The sequence below is a fragment of the Acidobacteriota bacterium genome (assembly GCA_018001935.1).
Taxonomy (GTDB): Bacteria; Acidobacteriota; JAAYUB01; order JAAYUB01; family JAAYUB01; genus JAGNHB01.
This window is the reverse complement of the sequence record JAGNHB010000033.1, coordinates 20012-36197: the sequence shown is the minus strand read 5'-3', so window position 1 is coordinate 36197 and position 16186 is coordinate 20012. Positions and strand designations below refer to the sequence as shown.

Genomic DNA, 16186 nt, shown 5'->3' with positions numbered 1-16186 from the left:
TCGCAGAAGATTGCTGATAAACGGTTGCGTTTCAGAGAACAAAACGTTTCCATTGCAGCCTCGGTTTTCCGAAATTAACCAGCAGTCCCACCCGTATCCCCGAAGCCTTGAGATAATTCAACAATTGTGCCTCGTGCTCGGGGATCAGTTCCTTCACGGCTTTCAATTCCACAAGGACTTTCCCTTCAACGAACAGATCCGCAAAAAACTCACCCACGTCATGTCCATGAAAACTCACTTTCAACGGGGTTTGCGACTGGTATTCGATACCCGTTTCCTTTAGACGGACCATCAATGCCTTATGGTAAACACTCTCCAGGAATCCAACCCCCAGCTCGTTTGAGACCTCGAGGCAGGAGCCTATGATTTTCTCCGTCAACTCTTTTTCCATCAGCTCCATTTTTCAAAATCTCCAACTCTCGCCCCTCTTTTCTCTTTCCTGTCCAGGCCACCCATGCTCATCCGTGTTTATCCGTGTTCATCCGTGGTTCCTGTTGATCCGAAGTTCGGGTGGTTCGTGGTTCATCATCTCACACTCGTCGGAGGTAGTAGACGGCGGGGCGGGTGCCGACCTCCTCGAGGATGCGGTAAGCCCGTTCCGAGCGGGCCCACTTCGAGACCTCGGCTTCCGGGTCAAGGAGGTTGCCGAACACGATGGCGCCCGCGGGGCAGGCCTGGGCGCAGGCCGGCACGATCTCGCCGTCGCGCACCTTCCGCCCCTCGTCCCGGGCGCGGTCCTTGGCCCACCGGATGCGCTGGATGCAGAAGGTGCACTTCTCCATGACCCCCCGGGGCCGGACCGAGACGTCGGGGTTGAGCCCCTTGTCGGACGGCGGCGCCCAGGCGTGGTCGAACCAGTTGAACCGCCGCACCTTGTACGGGCAGTTGTTGGCGCAGTACCGGGTGCCCACGCACCGGTTGTAGACCTGCACGTTGAGCCCCTCGTCGCTGTGGTAGGCGGCATAGACGGGGCAGACGGGCTCGCAGGGGGCGTGGTCGCACTGCTGGCACATCATGGGGACGAACTCCATGCGAGCGCCGGGCAGGTCGTAGGGCTGGATGCGCAGCCACGACATCTCCCGCCCCCGGACGTGTTCGTCGAAGCCGGTGAGCGCCACGTTGTTCTCCACGTAGCAGGCCGCCACGCACGCGGAGCAGCCGGTGCAGCGGGCCAGGTCCACGGCGAGGCCCCAGCGGTAGTCCTTGTGCGCGTGGGGCGGGTAGAGCGTGGGCTGGGCCTTCCCGGGGATCGGTTCCTGCTTCTCGTCCGCGGGGTGGGCGTGGGCCTCGCTCCCGCCGTGGGCGTGGGCGTGGTGGACCGGGGCGGGTTCCGTGATCCCCCGCCCGCGGGCGTCGCGGCCGCCGGAGAGGACGGCCACGGGAAGCGCCGCGGAAGACCGGGCGAGCCGGACGTTGTCGAGGCGCAGGTGGTAGTCCCCCGTCTTCGGGTCCCAGGGGATCGCCAGCGGGCCCCGGTGTTCCAGGGGCAACAGCACCACGCCCGGCGGCACGGCCTCCACCGTGCGGACCGCCGCGTCCACGGCCCCGGCCGGGATCTCGATCCGGGCGGTGGCCCCGTCGGAAAGCCCCGCCCCGGCGGCCGTGGCGGGGTGGAGCAGGGCGAAGGCGCCGTAGGAGACCGAGGCGAGGGGGTCCGGAACTTCCCGGAGCAGGGGGATGGCGGTGTCGCGCCCGTCGTACCCGCGGGCGGTGGGCATGAGCAGGAGCGTGGCGCCCGACGGCGGGACGGGCCGCGCGGCCGGGTTCGCAAAGGCCCCGGCGAGGACTTCGGGGTCGGGTGACCAGCCGGCCGGGCCGGGCGCCGGCGGGGCCTCGAAATCCAGCCCCCGGGCCTTCCACGCCTCGAGGAGCCAGGCCTTCCAGGTGCCGCCGGCCCCCGAGAGTTTCAACAGGATCTCGCCCAGCGGAAGGGTGTCGTGGATCGGCTTGGCCAGGGCGGGTTTGGCGGCCCGCGGGCGGTTCTGCAGCGGCTCCGCGTCGCCCCAGGTCTCCAGGATGTCCGAGGGGGGGAGCAGCAGGTCGCACGCCCCGCCCCAGGCCGGCGGCAGGTCCGTGAACCCCACGCGGAAGGCCGCCCTGGTCAGGGCCTTCGACACCTCGGCCGGCAGGGCGGCGTCGGCCAGGTGGGAGACCAGGAGGACCCCGCAGCGCCCCGATTCCAGCAGCTCCGGCAGGGCGTGCACGGGCAGGTCGAAACGGGGGGCGGCGAGGAAACCCCGGAGGTGGCGGCCGGGCAGGCCGAGGGCCGCCAGAAGGGCGACCGAGGCCCGGGCCGCGGCGTCCCCCCCCCGCTGGGCGACGGCGAAGAGGCCGCCCACCACGGCCGGGTGTTTCGCCCGGTCCAGCGCACGGGCGATTTCCTCGAGCTGCCGGGCGTCCAGCCCCGCGGTCGCGGCGACCTTGTCCGTCGCGGGGTGGGGGATCACGTTGCGGAGGCCCTCCACGTCCGCCCGGTGCCGCACCCGGTGGAAGAGCCACTCGAGGATGTCGGCCTCGCTCCCGGGCCGAACGGCGAGGCGTGTCCCCGCCGCGAGGCCCGTCAGCCCGAGGCCGGGCTCGAGGTGGAACCAGCGGAACCCCTCCCGCCCGCTCGCGACGCCGTACTGGCGGGCGAACTCCACGGGGTCCGGCGAAGCCTCGAAGAGGTCCGCCCCAACGGTCACCCAGGTGTCGCACCCCGACAGGTCGGGCAGGGGGACCCCCGGCATCCCCAGGTCCTGGCAGGCCCGCCGGAGGGCGCCCGGCTGGAGGGCCTCCGCCTCGCCGCAGCGCACCGTCCCCGTCCGCCGGCAGAAGTCGTCCAGCAGGCGGGAGAGGGTCCCCGGCACGTGGCCGTGGAGCCAGACGTTCGTTTTCCCCTCGCGCCGGGCCTGGTCCAGCGCGCCCTTCAGCGTCGCGAGGGCCTGGTCCCAGGGGACCGGCTTCCCTTTGCCCGCCCCGGACCGGGGCCCCCGGAGGCGTTCGGGGTGGTAGAGCCGGGCGAGCCGCGCCTGGCCGCGGATGCACAACCCGTGTTCGCCCTCGAGCTTGACGGGCCACCCGTCCACCACCCGGGCCCGGACGGCGCAACCGGCCGGGCAGGCCGTGCAGACGCTGGGGACGTAGACCCCTTCCCCGGGAAGCGGCCCGCCGCCGTGCAACTCGGACACGATTTTCGACCGGCTGCCGCAGGAAACCGTCACCGCCGCGCCGGTGGCCATGCCCATGAGTTTCAGAAAGTCTCGTCTCTTCATCGATTCACCTTCAGGGGATTCGGCTAACCCGCGTCACTTGTGACACGTCCAGCAGTCGGTGGGAGCCCGGTAGAGCCGGTGGCAGTTCAGGCACCACCCCATGGACAGGGAGCGCACCTGTCGCAGGCGCTCCATGGCCTTCACCTCGCCGTGGCAGTTCGTGCAGTCCAGCCCGCGGCGGACGTGGCGCTTGTGGGAGAAGTACACGTGCCAGGGGTTCTCGTGGACCCGCACCCAGGGGAGCGGTTTGGCGGCCCGCCACCCGGCCGTCAGCTTGCGCACCTCGGGACGGTCCGTCACCGCCGATTCGTGGCACTTCATGCAGACCTCCAGTGCGGGGACGCCGGCGTGCCGGGAGAAGGCCGTCGTGGTGTGGCAGTGCCGGCAGTCGAGCCCCACTTTCTGAACGTGCAGGTCGTGCTTGAAGAAGACGGGTTGCACGGGCGCTTCCCAGTGGGTCTTCCACCAGGCCGCCAAGCCCGCGAGCCCCGCGGCGCAGAGGACGAAATACCCCGTCACGGCCAGGGTGAGCAGTCGCCGGTTCATGGCTTCCCTCCCGCCGTCATTTCCGCCACGTGGGTCAGAAGGTACCGGGCCACCGACTCCGCCTCGCGCCGGTTGAGCCCCTGGCCGGGCATGGCCGGGTAGGCCGGGTCGATCTTCACCGGGTTGAGGATGAAGTCCCGGAGGGCCTCGGGTTTGCCCTGGTACTTCGGGACCGTCTCCAGGTACGGCGGCCCCACCACCTTCCGGTCGAACTGGTGGCACGCCGAGCACCGCTCGTTGAAAATCTTCTCGCCCAGCTTCGGGTCGATGGGCAGGGCGGACGCGTAGCGCTTCTCCTGGGCCTGCTGCAGGGCCGCCTGGTCCGCCTTCGCCCGAGCGGCCAGGAGCACCAGGTGTTCCTGGTTCGCGGTGGAGAGAAGGACCGTGTCCCGGGCGGCGAAGAGCCCGAAGAGGGCCAGGACGAGGGCCAGGGTCGCCACCGGCCGCAGGGGCGCGTCCCGGAGGGCCGCCGAGAGCGCCCCGACGCAGAGTGCCAGCCCGACGGCCAGGAACGCCCAGCCCAGGACGAAGACCGCCCAGCCCAGCGCGTAGTCGGGGATGGAGTTGTACTCCCAGACCAGCAGGGCGGGCAGCAGGAGCGCGCCCCCGAGGACGAGCCCGACGGACCACCGCCGGACCTCGGCCCGGAGCGGCCCCTCGGGGAGGGCCGTCTCGCGCCAGTGAAGCGCCCGGAAGGCCAGGAGCGCCCCGGTCGCCACCACCGACAGCGCCAGGAAGACCAGGAAGTGCGTGGGGACGTGCACCGAGAAGATGAAGGGCAGGGGCGTCTTCACGAAGGGCCACCGCTCGGGGGCCATGAGGAGGGCCAGGACGTCCAGCTGGAAGAAGAGCCCCGCCAGGAGCAGGAGCGAACCGACGCCGCCGAGGAAGGGCGAGGGCCGGCGCCGGTGGGCGGCGAGGAGCAGAAGCCCGATGCCCGCGGGCGGGACGATGCGCAGCACGTAGCGCTCCACGGGGACCGTCGTGCCGTAAAACAGCATGTGGAGCAGGAACACGAGGGAGACCAGCGGGAGGAAGCCGAAGATCAGCCAGGCCCCGGCCCCGGCGGGGATCACCCGCAGGAAGGCCTCCGCCCGGTCGGGGCGGCGTTTCCCCGTCGCGACGGACAGGAGGCTCGACACCACCGCCGCCCCCGCGAAGGGGAGCAGAAGGAGGAGCATGGCCGGCACCAGCCCGTAGACCAGTTGCAAAAAGCCCGGCGAGGGCGGCAGGATCAGTTTGTCCAGGTCAAGCATCAGGGCAGCTCTCCGTGATCAGAATCTTTTTTGATGATCTCGCCAAAAAATCCGGATTTTTCTCTCACAGAGGCACGGAGGCACGGAGAGGAACCATAAAGCATGTTTTGTCTAAGAAATACAAATTGCACTTCTCTGTGCCTCCGTGCCTCTGTGAGAGAAAAGACGTTTTGCGGAGATGTCAGGTTCGTATCGAAAAGCCGATCTTCATCGAAATCCTGCCATGTCCTTCCCCGGCTCGGTGCGATGGCTTCCTGCGAATAATCCAGAACCTCACGCGCGCAGATCCAGGGGTCATGCCTCGACATAGAGATCCTCCGCCTCTTCCATGACCTGCTGACGATAGTACGGGCTGAGATCATCGGGAGTGTTCAGATCGGCGTCCCGCCCGAGGATTTCGGTGAGTTCTCTCTGAATATCGAAAAAGGCCAATCCGGGCACGTGACCTTCCTCAAAGTCCACCAGGACGTCCACATCGCTGTCCGGGCCGAAATCCTCCCTCAGCACGGACCCGAAGAGGGCCAGTCTCCGGATGTGGTACTTCCGGCAACAGGCCTCCAATTGCGGGCGAGGGATGGGTATCCGGACCTTGAGGGTTTCACCTGAAGCGGGTTTCATGGTCCCCCCAGCCCGTCCGCGGCGGCGACGAGGCACACCGCGAGGGCGAACGCGTTCACCCACCGGAAGTCCCGGCGGAAGCGGCGCGGGTCGGCGCCCCCGCGCAGGAGGGAAACCAGGGCGGCCCCCGCCAGCACCAGCGCCGCCGCCGCCAGGAGGATGGCCCCCGCGGGCCGGCGCACCAGGCCGAAGAGGGGGAAGGCCAGGGCGGCGCAGGCCGCGGCGTTCACCCAGACGAAGGCCAAACGGTCCGCCTGGCGGCCGGAGAGGACGTCCCCCAGTACCGGGAAGCCGGCCTGCCGGTACTCCGCCTCGAAGCGCCGGAAGAGGAAGATGAAGTGGGGGACCTGCCAGAGGAAGAAGAAGGTCCCCAGGGCCAGCGCCGGGGCGGAGGCCGGGGACGCCCCCGCGGCGGCCCACCCGACCAGGGGCGGCAGGGCGCCGGTCAGGGCGCCCGGGACGGAGGCGAAGGGCGTCCGGCGCTTGAGGGGGGTGTAGAGTCCGGCATACACCGCGACCGCGGCCGCGGCGAGGACCGGCGGCCCGAGGCCCCCCGCCCGGGCGAGGAGGGCCAACCCCGCGGCGATCAGCGCCGCCGCCAGCGCCAGCGCCGACCCCGGCGACACCCGCCCCGAGGGGATCGGGCGGGCGGCGGTGCGGGGCATGCGGGCGTCCGCGGCGCGTTCCTGCCACTGGTTGAGGGCCGAGGCCCCGAAGGCGCTGAGCAGCGTCCCGAGGAACACCTCCCCCAGGGTGACGGACGGGCGCCCGCCGGCGAGCAGGTACCCCGTGACCGCCGTCCCGGCCGCCGCCGCCGATATCCGCCCCTTGACCAGTTCCAGGATCATGTGTCGTCCATCCCTTCCCGTCCAATCCATCCTATTCGCCTATCCCATCGGGGTCGGTATCGGTATCGGGGTCGCAGTCGGTATCGGTATCGCAGTCGCAGTCGGTATCGGGGTCGCAATCGCAGTCGGTGTCGATTGCGATAACGATTGCGATAACGATTGCGATACCGATTGCGATACCGATACCGATTCCAATTCAGATACCGATGGGGGAGTGTCGAAGGGGAGGGGGATCATGGGATATTCCCTTTTGACGGCCCCAGCAGGAAGGCCACGATCGCGTCGACCTCCGCCGCCGTGAGGCCGGGGGACTTCGGCATCGTGGACTGGAAACCCTCGTGGATCTCGGCGTCGGGCTCGGTGATGGCGCGGCGCAGGTAGTCCGCGTCGATCACCACCTCCCGCCGGGTCTCCCCCGAGCGCACCGTGATCGTCTTCCCCGCCAGGTCCCTGAAGCCGGGGGCGTTGGGCGTGTCCCCGGTGAGGGCGTGGCACGCCAGGCAGCCGTGCCGCTGAAAGATCTCCGCCAGCTTCGGGTCCATCTCCGGGGCCGCCCCGGGGGCCTGGCCGTACCACTTCGCGAACGCTTCCCCGGACAGGACGTGGACCTTCGACATCATGTAGGCGTGGCTCTGCCCGCAGTACTCGGCGCAGTAGATGTCGGCGGGCCCCATGGTCTGGGGCTTGAACCAGAGGTAGTTCTCCTGGCCCGGCACGGCGTCCTCCTTGACGCGAAAGGCGGGGATGTAGAAGCTGTGAATGACGTCCAGCGACTTCAGGCTCAGCTTGACGGGTTTCCCCACCGGCACGTACAGTTCGTTGGACTTCCGCCCGTTGGGGTACTCGAAGCTCCAGTCCCACATCCGGCCGGTGACCTTCACCTCCATGGCCCCCTCCGGGACGGACCGCATGAGGCGGAACCCCTCGTAGCCGAAGTAGAACATGCTCAGGACCAGGATCGTGGGGATGACGGTCCAGAGGATCTCCAGCCAGGCGCTCCCCTCCACCTCCACCGCCCGGGGGTGCCGGCGGCGGTTGTACCGGACGGCGAAGAAGATCATGAGTCCCGTCACCAGGACCAGCAGGACCACGGAGATCCCGACGATGTAGAGGAACACGTTGTCCACGACCTGGGTCAGGTTGGCCTCCGCCCCTTTCATCCCTTCACCTCGAATACCCGACAGAATGGAACCACGAAATACACGGAATACACGAAAGAAGCGGGAAAACCGGAACCGGGCCGGAACCCGCCTGATGACCCATCCCGGAACCGATCGGATGATCATTCCGACGGGTTGCCTCTTTGTTTATATCCCGGATAAGATTCGGGCTCGTCAGTATTCCCACGCTCAAATCCCTTTTCGTGTATTTCGTGTATTTCGTGGTAGCAATTACTCGTTACCTCAAGGCGGTGTCGGCGAACGTCAGGATCATGATGACCGCCAGGGTGGCGATGGTGAGCAGGAGCATGATCTTGAAGAACCGCTCCTCGTGTTTGAGCCGCATGAAGTGGGCCACCACCAGGCTCCCCTTCACGGCGGCGACGCTCAGCGCCACGATGACGCTCAGCCGGCCGAAGTGCAGCCCCGCCGCCGTGATGGTGACGCCCGTCAGGCACAGGAGCCCGAGCCAGACCATGACGTAGGTGCCGTAGGGGACCGGTTCCCTGTGCTCGACCTTGCCGTTCTGCGCGTCCATGGGCGCTCCTTTACGAGATGAGGTAGAACAGGGGGAAGAGGAAGATCCAGACCACGTCCACCAGGTGCCAGTAGAGGCCGGCGTTCTCCATCTGGATCAGGAGCCGGGCCGGGGCGGTGGCCCCGCGCAGCACTTTCCGCAGCATGACGGCCAGCACCCCCACCCCCGCCAGGACGTGGATCCCGTGGAGCCCCGTCATGGCGTAGTAGAGGCCGAAGAACAGGTTCTCCCCCGGGGTGTGGCCGGTGAGTTCCGGGGAGTTGGGCCAGATCCCGTGGTGGATCTTGGCGCTCCACTCGAAGTACTTGTTCACCAGGAAAACCACGGCCAGCAGGATGGTCAGGCCGGTGAAGAAGGCGCTGAGCCGGGCCCGGTCGCGCTCCAGGGCCCCCACCGCCAGCACCATGGTGAGGCTGCTGGTGAGCAGGACCACCGTGTTGACCGTCCCCAGGAGGGTGTCGAGTTGGAGGGTGCAGAAGTGGAAGTCGGCCGGGAACTTGGCCCGGTAGACCGCGTAGAGCAGGAAGAGCCCGCCGAAGAGCACCATCTCCGTGAGGAGGAAGAGCCACATGCCGATGCGCGCGCCCAGCGCGTCGGAAGGGTGGCCGTGGACGGCCTGCTCGCCCGTGCTCATGCGTCACCTTCCCTCGGCGGCGTGTCGGCGCCGTTCGGGGTCTCGGCCCCCGCGTTCTCCGGGAACCAGTAGGGACCGTGGGTCACCACCGGTTCCGCGTGGAAATTCTCCACCGGCGGCGGCGACGCGGTCTTCCACTCCAGGGTGGGGCCGCCCCAGGGGTCCGCCGGCGCCGGCTCGCCCTTCTTCAGGGCCCGCAGGAAGTTCCAGGACAGCACCACCAGCCCGGCCACCATCAACCACGAGCCCACGGTGGCCACCGCGTGCGGCGTGTGGAAGCTCGGCAGGTAGTCGTAGTAGCGCCGCGGCATGCCCATCCACCCCATGGCCAGCATGGTGAAGTAGAGCAGGTTGAAGCCCGCGAAGAACAGGACCCACGAGACGATCACGGGGCGGAAGGGGTACATCCGGCCGAACATCTTGGGGAACCAGTAGAGGAGCGCGGCGAAGAAGGCCAGGCCGGTCCCCCCGAACATCACGTAGTGGAAGTGCCCCACGATGAAGTAGGTGTCCGTGATGTGGATGTCGGTGGCCAGGGCGCCGTTCACCAGGCCCGTCAACCCCCCGATGGAGAAGAGGAAGATGAAGGTGAGGGCGAAGAGCATGGGGGGCGTGATGCGGGTGGCCCCCTTGTACAGGGTCGCCACCCAGTTGAAGACCTTGACGCCGCTGGGGATGGCCACAATGAACGTGAGAAGGGAAAAGAGGGCGCGGGACGTGTCGCTCATCCCGGCGGTGAACATGTGGTGGCCCCACACCAGGTAGCCCACGAAGGCGATGGCCATGCTGGAGAAGGCGATGGCCTTGTAGCCGTAGATGTTCTTCCGGGCGAAGGTGGGGAAGATCTCCGAGATCACGCCCATGGCGGGCAGGATCATGATGTAGACCGCCGGGTGCGAGTAGATCCAGAAGAGGTGCTGGTACAGGAGCGGGTCGCCGCCCCGGGCGGGGTCGAAGAGCCCCAGGGCGAAGAGGCGCTCCAGCATCAGCAGGACCACCGTGATCCCCAGGATGGGGGTGGCCAGGATCTGGATCCAGGCCGTGGCGTAGAGGGACCAGACGAAGAGGGGCATCCGGAAGAACCCCATCCCTTTCGCCCGCAGCCGGTGGATGGTGACGATGAAGTTGATCCCCGTGAGGATGGAGGAGAAGCCGAGGACGAAGACCGCGAAGGCCGCCAGGGTGATGTTGGTGGTGGTGCGGACGGCGTAGGGGACGTAGAAGGTCCACCCGGTGTCGGGCAGGCCGGTCCCGGTGAAGAGGGCCACCACCGCGAGGACCGCGCCCGTCATGTAGAGCCACCACGAGAGGAGGTTCAGCCGGGGGAAGGCCACGTCCCGGGCCCCCACCTGCAGGGGGAGGAAGAAGTTCCCGAACACCGCCGGCAGGCCCGGGACGATGAAGAGGAAGATCATGATGACGCCGTGGGTGGTGAAGAGGGCGTTGTAGGTCTGGGCGGCCATGAGGGTCCGGCCCGGGGCGATGAGTTCGAGGCGCATCAGGACCCCGATGAGGGCCCCGATCCCGAAGAAGGTCGACATGGACACCAGGTAGAGGACCCCGATTCGCTTGTGGTCGGTGGAAAAAATCCACCCCCGGATCCCCGGTCGACCCCCGGGCGGGGACAGGTAGCTCTCGGCGGCGGTCGCGGCAGCGGCCGGTTCACTCATGCGTCGGTTCTCCTCGTCTTGCGTTTTCGACTGATGACGACCAGGACGATAACAAAGAGGGCCAGGACCAGCAGGGTGACGACCCCGGCCACCTTGAGGAAGTTGAAGACGTAGGTCTTGCTGACCGGGTCGTAGCTGTAGCAGAAGTTCAGGACCCGGTTGATGGAGGCCGAGGTCCTCCCTTCCGACGCCTCCATCAGGGCCAACTCCACGTCGTTGGGCAGGAACCGGATCCCGTAGAGGTAGCGGCAGATCTTGCCCTGGTCCGAGATGAAGTAGATGGCCCCGGGGTGGGCGTAGTCCTTCCCCTGCCGGACGTAGCGGAAGCCGACCGCGGCGGTGACGGCGTCGATGGCCGCCTGGTCGCCCGTCAGCCAGTGCCAGCTCTCCGGCGGGAACGGCCGCGTGAGAATCTTGAGGAAGTTGGCCTTCTTCTGCCGGGCCAGCTCGGGGGTGTCGCCGGCGTGGAAGGAGATGGTGACCACCTGAAAGTCCTTGCCGGGCTCGGACCGCAACTGGTTCAGGACGTCCGCCAGGCCTTCCAGGAGCGGGGTGCAGATGCCGGGGCAGCGGAAGTAGACCAGGGCCAGCAGCGTCGGTTTCCGGATCAGCTCACCCAGCCGGACCGGCTTGCCCGCCTCGTCCAGGAAGACGAGGTCCTTCGGGAGGAAAGTCCCCAGGTGCTCGTCGATGCCGATGTCCGCGGCCGGGGCCTGGCCCGGCACCCCCGGGGCCGCCGCGATCGCGGACAGCACGGCCAGGAAAATCAGGATCGTCGACCGGAGTCGACCGCCACCGGCAAGACCCGCCCACAGCGCCATGGTACAACGCCCCCTGTCACGAAATCTTTCGAAAACGGCCCTCAGTTCATAACCCGCTCGACTTGGAATTTCTTTAACACAAGCCCGCCGGGGAAAGCAAGGGGGATGTTCAAGCGGGGGCCCGGGTCCCAATATTTGCCTTGACATCGCTACCCTTCCAGTTTATTCCACCGGAATGAGTGATGAAGGACGCACCAACCCCTCCCCGGACCCGGCCAGCGAGGCGCCGGTTCTCCGGCCGTCCCCGGCCCGATCCGGCCGGGCCCTGGTTTACGGCTGTTTTCTCCTGTCGGGGGCGAGCGCCCTCGTCTACGAGGTCGTCTGGATGCGCCAGCTCCGCCTCACGATGGGAGCGACCACCTCGGCCATCAGCACCCTCCTGGCCGTCTACATGGGCGGCCTGGCCCTGGGGGCCGCGATCTTCGGGCGGGTCGCCGACCGGAGCCGGTCCCCGCTCCGGCTCTACGCCGTCCTCGAGATCGCCATCGGGCTGTACGCCCTGTTGCTCCCCTTCCTGTTCGCCTGGGCGAGCCCCCTTTATGTCGCGACGGCCCGGGGCGTCCCGGACAGCCCCGCGCTCCTGGTGGCCCTGCGGGCGGTTTTCGGGGCCGCGCTCCTGCTCCCCCCGACGCTCCTGATGGGCGGCACCCTGCCTGTACTCGTCCGCTTCGTCGGGCGCAGCGAAGCGCGCTTCGGCCGCGACCTCGGCACGCTCTACGGCGCCAACCTCGCCGGCGCCTGCCTCGGGAGCCTCGCCGCCGCGTACGCGCTGATCCCCAACCTGGGGCTCCAGGGCGCGACCCTGTGGGCGGTGGTCGCGAACCTCGGGATCGGGGTGCTGGCGCTGTCGTGGAGGACCGCGGATCCGCCCGTGCCGGCGGCCGCCGCGCCCCCCCCCGAAGCCGGCGGGCCCGCCCCCCGCATGGACCGGTTCCGAAACCTGCTCTACCTCACGGCTTTCGTTTCGGGCTTCACCTCCCTGGGTTACGAGATCCTGTGGACCCGGGTGCTGCTCTTCGCGTTCACCAGCACGATGCAGGCCTTCGCCGTCATCCTGGCGACGTTTTTGGCCGGCCTGGCCCTGGGCAGCGGGCTCTTCGCCGTGGCGGACCGGCGGGGGGGGCGCGTCCGGGCGCTGGCCACGGCGCTCTCCCTCGGCGGCCTCCTGGCGCTCCTCCTGGTCCCGCTGAGCCCCCGCGCCACCGACATCGTCCGGGCCTTCGCCGCGGGGGGCGAGGGGGCCGTCTCCGCGGGGATGGCCCTCGCCGCGGGCCTCGTGATCCTGGCCCCGGCCACGCTCATGGGCTTCGTCTTCCCGATGACGAGCCGCCTGTTGACCCGCGACCTCCATCACGCCGGCCGGGGGATCGGCAGCGCGTACACGGTCAACACCCTCGGGGCGGTGCTCGGTTCCCTGGCGACGGGGTTCGTTCTGATCCCGCTCCTGGGGCTCAAGGGGAGCCTGATGGCCCTGGCCGCCGTCCAGGTGGCGATGGGCTGGGCCCTGCTGCCCTGGGCGGAGGGGCGCACCGCCGCCCGCCGGCTCGTCGCCCTCACCGGGTTGGGGCTGCTCGCCGCCTTCTGGGGTGCGGCCTCGGTGCTGCGCGGGCCCAACCCCTTCGACCGGGTCCCGGCGGAGCGGATCGTGGCCCACCGCGACGGCGTGGCGGCGTCGGTCTCCGTGGTCCGCAACGACCGCGGGGGCAAGACCCTCCGGATCGACGGCTTCGAGGCCGCCGCTTCCGACGCGATCGCCGCGTACATGGGGATGATGACCCACATCCCCATGCTGGTTCACCCCGACCCGCACGCGCTGCTGGTGATCTGTTTCGGCACCGGCACGACCGCGGGGGCGGGCCTGCACTACCCCGGGGCGCGCGTGGACGTCGTGGACATCGACCCCAACGTCTTCGCGATGGCGGGACACTTCCGCGACGTGAACGGGAACGTGGCCGGCGACCCCCGCGCCCGGCTCATCGTGGACGACGGCCGGAACTTCCTGCTGACCACGGACAGGACCTGGGACGTGATCACCTCCGAGCCGATGCCGCCCGTCTTCGCCGGCGTGTCGAGCCTCTACTCCCGGGAGTACTACGCCCTGGCCCGCCGGCGGCTGAACCCGGGGGGAATCCTGGTCCAGTGGCTGCCCTTCCACCTCATGACGCCCTCCGAGGCCGCCTCGATCCTGCGCACCGTGCAGGCGGTTTTCCCCGAGACCACCCTCTGGGTGCACAGCCTCACGGGGATCATCGTCGCCCGCCGCGACGCGCCCGTTGAAATCGACACGGTCCGCCTGCGCACCCTCTGGGACCGTCCCGGTCTCCGGGGAGACCTCGCGCGCCTGGGGGTGCCGGGGGTGGAGCACTTCGTCGGCCTCTACATGCTGGGCCCCGAGAGGGTCCGGCGGGTTTCAGCCGGGGCCCCGCTCGTCACCGACGACTTCCCGCTCCTGGAAACCCACGCCCCCCTGTGGTTGTCCGGGCGGTGGAATGTGGGCCGCTTGTGCCACAACGAGGCGCAGGCGCTGGAAGCGGTCTACCGGGCCCGTCTTGACGAACCGCTTCCCCTGAAACCGTCCCCGGAGGCCGACCGCCTGCAGCGGGCACGGCCGGCCGGGAGCCGCCTTCTCCTGGGGGGGCTGTACGTGGACGTGGGGAATCACGACCTCGCCCGGGCCGAGTTCGAGGCGGGTCTGGGTGCGGCGAGGGGACCGGAGGACCGCGACCTCTTCCTTCGCGCCCTCGCGGCTATCGACGAACTGCGGCGCAAGCCGGGCGGGGCGCCGCGGCCATCGGGTGCCGCCTCCCCCTGAACGACGGGCAGAACCCCCGGCGCCGCCCGGCAGGCGGCGCGTACTGTAGGCGCCTTCTGCCGGAAGGCGCCCTTCAGTCCAGCGGGATGGCGGGGACGGCGGCGGAAACGTCGACGGCACCGACGGTGGCGAGGAGAAGGAGGACCCCGAGTCCGAAAAGGGTCGCACGTACCCTGCCGGCACCTCCGGAGAACAGCTGTTGCATCGTACCTTGCCGGATCAGTCCGTGTTGTCGTCGGGTTTGCCGCCCGGGCGGGTTTTCCGCCCCGCGGCGAAAAACTCCTCCCACTCCCGGACGTCCACGTGGGAGGGCTTGCCGCTCGCGGGCCGGCGGGGCGGGGCGCCGTGGGAGGGGGCCGAACGGAGGAACTCTCGCCCCGACACCACGGTGGCGCCCAGGGCCCGGCACGACGACGCCAGGGCCCGGTCGGCGGTCACCACGGTCACGCCGCGAACCTGGGCCTGCTGGTTGAGGAAGCCGAGGATGACGTCGTCCGCCGGGCGCTTCCCGGAGAAGCGGACCTTGACGTCGCCGAGGTCGGTATCCGCCACGAAACCGCCGGAGGGGGGGCCGTCGAAGACGAGATGATAGCGCCCGCCGCAGCGCCCGGCGATCTCCCGCACCCGGTCCGCCGTCACGCGGGCCCCGTCCGGGCTGGCGCCCGCCCCCAACTCGTGCATCAGGTTGTGCCCGTCCACCACATACGCCATTTCCCCGCCCCTCATCCCCCCTGTATCCGGATCAGTATTGGTATCGCTATTGGTGCCGCTATCGCTATCGGTATCGCCATCGCCCCCATCGCTCTAACGATCGCCCTTCACCCTCACCCGTTCTTTTCCCCCGCCGGCCGGGTGGCCACGGCCTCGATCTTCCGCTCCAGGCCGGCGATCACTTGCCGGTTGGCCGAGCCTTCCACGGCCTTGACGGCGATGTCCTGGACCTTCTGATAGGCGCCGTCCATCTGGGCGGTCAGCGCCGAAATGCGGGCGTTCTGGTCGGCCGCGACCGCCTCCAGGGCGGCGATGCGGGCCTTGAGGACGTTCTTCTCCCCCTCCGACTCCGCCTTGAGCAGCGCCTCGGCCTTCTCCGCGTCCTCGCGCACCCGCTGGACGGCGTCCTTCACGGCCCGCCCCACCTGGGCGTCCAGTTCCTTGGGGAAGGTCTCGACCTTTTTCTCCAGTTCGGCCAGCCGGGACTCCTTCTCCAGGACCAGGGCCTCCCGCCCCTTCAGCTCCTTCTCCTTCTCGGCCGAGGTCCGCTGGAACTCCTCCCGGAGGGCGGCGATTTCTTTCTCGAGCTTGAGCTTCTGATCGGCCAGCGCGTTCTGGGCCTGTTCCTGCTGCCGCTTGAAGCCATACTCGAACTCCTCCTGCCGGCGCTGCCGGTCCTTCTTCTCCTGGGCGTCCCGCTCCTTCAGCGCCTCGGCGTGGGCCGCGGCCTCCTTCTCCCAGGCCGCCCGGGCCTCGCCGCTCTCACACTCCAGCGCCTCCTTGAGGGCGGCCATCTCCGCCTCGAACTCGGCCTTGCGGCGCTGTTGGGCCTCCACGAGCGCCGCGAGCGAATGGGCCGATTTCTCGATCCCGAACACCTCCTCCAGGTCGCGGGTCTTGATCGCGATGGACTCCTTGAGCTTCAAGTATTTCCCCGTCGCTTCCTCCAGGTTCTCGGACAGCTCGGCCAGCATCCGGCCGATATCCCCCTTGAGCCGGGTGATCTGCGGTACGACGCCCTCTTCGGCAAGGGTGTCGGCCGCCTCGGTCACCTCCCGGCGGTGTTTTTCCTCCGCGATCTTCTCCGGGCGGAGTTCGGTCCGGGCCTTGTCCTCCAGCTGGGCCTTCATCTCGGCGTAGGCCTCCAGCAGTTGCTGCTTGGTGCTGGAGAGGGAAACCTCCGGTTTCTCGGACGTCTTTCTCGGTGGCATAGTGTTTTCCTCCTGTTGTCCGGTCCTGGGGACCCGGCTTTTCGTTCCGGGGGGAATGCGTCCACAGGCGAGCGCCCCCGGGGCCCCCCTGACCCCGGCGGGCCCGC

14 protein-coding genes are annotated in these 16186 nt (G+C 68.8%); 1 reads left to right on the top strand and 13 read right to left on the bottom strand.

The annotated features are described in order from the left end of the window. Positions 1-31 precede the first annotated feature (31 nt). The 11 genes from KA419_12965 to KA419_12915 form a co-directional block, all read right to left on the bottom strand. Complete coding sequence (locus tag KA419_12965; protein ID MBP7866848.1) at positions 32-400, bottom strand: GxxExxY protein; 369 nt, start codon at positions 398-400, stop codon at positions 32-34. 130 nt (positions 401-530) lie between these two features. After that, positions 531-3254, bottom strand: a complete 2724-nt coding sequence (locus KA419_12960) for a 4Fe-4S dicluster domain-containing protein (GenBank protein ID MBP7866847.1) — start codon at positions 3252-3254, stop codon at positions 531-533. Between the two features lie 33 nt (positions 3255-3287). After that, the gene (locus KA419_12955; protein ID MBP7866846.1) at positions 3288-3800 is read right to left on the bottom strand and encodes a cytochrome c3 family protein; all 513 of its coding nucleotides are present in this window, start codon (positions 3798-3800) and stop codon (positions 3288-3290) included. Beyond that, positions 3797-5056, bottom strand: coding sequence for a c-type cytochrome (locus tag KA419_12950; GenBank protein MBP7866845.1), 1260 nt, complete (start codon positions 5054-5056; stop codon positions 3797-3799). The genes KA419_12955 and KA419_12950 overlap by 4 nt, the downstream gene beginning before the upstream one ends. Positions 5057-5350: 294 nt before the next feature. Continuing rightward, entirely contained in the window at positions 5351-5674 is a 324-nt protein-coding gene (locus tag KA419_12945; protein MBP7866844.1) for a nucleotidyltransferase family protein, read from the bottom strand. After that, the gene (locus tag KA419_12940; protein ID MBP7866843.1) at positions 5671-6522 is read right to left on the bottom strand and encodes a UbiA family prenyltransferase; all 852 of its coding nucleotides are present in this window, start codon (positions 6520-6522) and stop codon (positions 5671-5673) included. The genes KA419_12945 and KA419_12940 overlap by 4 nt, the downstream gene beginning before the upstream one ends. 233 nt (positions 6523-6755) lie before the next feature. After that, positions 6756-7682: a cytochrome c oxidase subunit II gene (coxB, locus tag KA419_12935; protein ID MBP7866842.1), complete on the bottom strand. Its 927-nt coding sequence runs from the start codon at positions 7680-7682 to the stop codon at positions 6756-6758. 238 nt (positions 7683-7920) lie between these two features. Beyond that, on the bottom strand, positions 7921-8220 hold the full coding sequence (locus tag KA419_12930; GenBank protein MBP7866841.1) for a cytochrome C oxidase subunit IV family protein: 300 nt from the start codon (positions 8218-8220) through the stop codon (positions 7921-7923). 10 nt (positions 8221-8230) lie between these two features. Beyond that, positions 8231-8854: a cytochrome c oxidase subunit 3 family protein gene (locus tag KA419_12925; protein MBP7866840.1), complete on the bottom strand. Its 624-nt coding sequence runs from the start codon at positions 8852-8854 to the stop codon at positions 8231-8233. Continuing rightward, on the bottom strand, positions 8851-10524 hold the full coding sequence (locus KA419_12920) for a cbb3-type cytochrome c oxidase subunit I (GenBank protein ID MBP7866839.1): 1674 nt from the start codon (positions 10522-10524) through the stop codon (positions 8851-8853). The genes KA419_12925 and KA419_12920 overlap by 4 nt, the downstream gene beginning before the upstream one ends. Continuing rightward, positions 10521-11345, bottom strand: a complete 825-nt coding sequence (locus KA419_12915; protein ID MBP7866838.1) for an SCO family protein — start codon at positions 11343-11345, stop codon at positions 10521-10523. The genes KA419_12920 and KA419_12915 overlap by 4 nt, the downstream gene beginning before the upstream one ends. Before the next feature lie 175 nt (positions 11346-11520). On the opposite strand from KA419_12915, the gene KA419_12910 reads away from it, so the two are divergent. Then, positions 11521-14157 (top strand): fused MFS/spermidine synthase, encoded by a 2637-nt coding sequence (locus KA419_12910; protein MBP7866837.1) that lies wholly within the window; start codon positions 11521-11523, stop codon positions 14155-14157. 219 nt (positions 14158-14376) lie between these two features. On the opposite strand, the gene KA419_12905 is transcribed toward KA419_12910, so the two are convergent. Then, positions 14377-14883, bottom strand: a complete 507-nt coding sequence (locus KA419_12905; protein MBP7866836.1) for an NYN domain-containing protein — start codon at positions 14881-14883, stop codon at positions 14377-14379. Between the two features lie 98 nt (positions 14884-14981). After that, positions 14982-16079: a hypothetical protein gene (locus tag KA419_12900; GenBank protein ID MBP7866835.1), complete on the bottom strand. Its 1098-nt coding sequence runs from the start codon at positions 16077-16079 to the stop codon at positions 14982-14984. Between the last annotated feature and the right edge of the window lie 107 nt (positions 16080-16186).

Excerpts from the sequence above, each read along its gene's own strand:
- coxB (MBP7866842.1), bottom strand. The coding sequence starts at position 7,682 with ATGAAAGGGGCGGAGGCCAACCTGACCCAGGTCGTGGACAACGTGTTC.
- KA419_12930 (MBP7866841.1), bottom strand. The coding sequence starts at position 8,220 with ATGGACGCGCAGAACGGCAAGGTCGAGCACAGGGAACCGGTCCCCTAC.
- KA419_12955 (MBP7866846.1), bottom strand. The coding sequence starts at position 3,800 with ATGAACCGGCGACTGCTCACCCTGGCCGTGACGGGGTATTTCGTCCTC.
- KA419_12905 (MBP7866836.1), bottom strand. The coding sequence starts at position 14,883 with ATGAGGGGCGGGGAAATGGCGTATGTGGTGGACGGGCACAACCTGATG.
- KA419_12950 (MBP7866845.1), bottom strand. The coding sequence starts at position 5,056 with ATGCTTGACCTGGACAAACTGATCCTGCCGCCCTCGCCGGGCTTTTTG.
- KA419_12940 (MBP7866843.1), bottom strand. The coding sequence starts at position 6,522 with ATGATCCTGGAACTGGTCAAGGGGCGGATATCGGCGGCGGCGGCCGGG.
- KA419_12925 (MBP7866840.1), bottom strand. The coding sequence starts at position 8,854 with ATGAGCACGGGCGAGCAGGCCGTCCACGGCCACCCTTCCGACGCGCTG.
- KA419_12900 (MBP7866835.1), bottom strand. The coding sequence starts at position 16,079 with ATGCCACCGAGAAAGACGTCCGAGAAACCGGAGGTTTCCCTCTCCAGC.
- KA419_12920 (MBP7866839.1), bottom strand. The coding sequence starts at position 10,524 with ATGAGTGAACCGGCCGCTGCCGCGACCGCCGCCGAGAGCTACCTGTCC.
- KA419_12910 (MBP7866837.1), top strand. The coding sequence starts at position 11,521 with ATGAGTGATGAAGGACGCACCAACCCCTCCCCGGACCCGGCCAGCGAG.
- KA419_12960 (MBP7866847.1), bottom strand. The coding sequence starts at position 3,254 with ATGAAGAGACGAGACTTTCTGAAACTCATGGGCATGGCCACCGGCGCG.
- KA419_12915 (MBP7866838.1), bottom strand. The coding sequence starts at position 11,345 with ATGGCGCTGTGGGCGGGTCTTGCCGGTGGCGGTCGACTCCGGTCGACG.
- KA419_12945 (MBP7866844.1), bottom strand. The coding sequence starts at position 5,674 with ATGAAACCCGCTTCAGGTGAAACCCTCAAGGTCCGGATACCCATCCCT.
- KA419_12965 (MBP7866848.1), bottom strand. The coding sequence starts at position 400 with ATGGAGCTGATGGAAAAAGAGTTGACGGAGAAAATCATAGGCTCCTGC.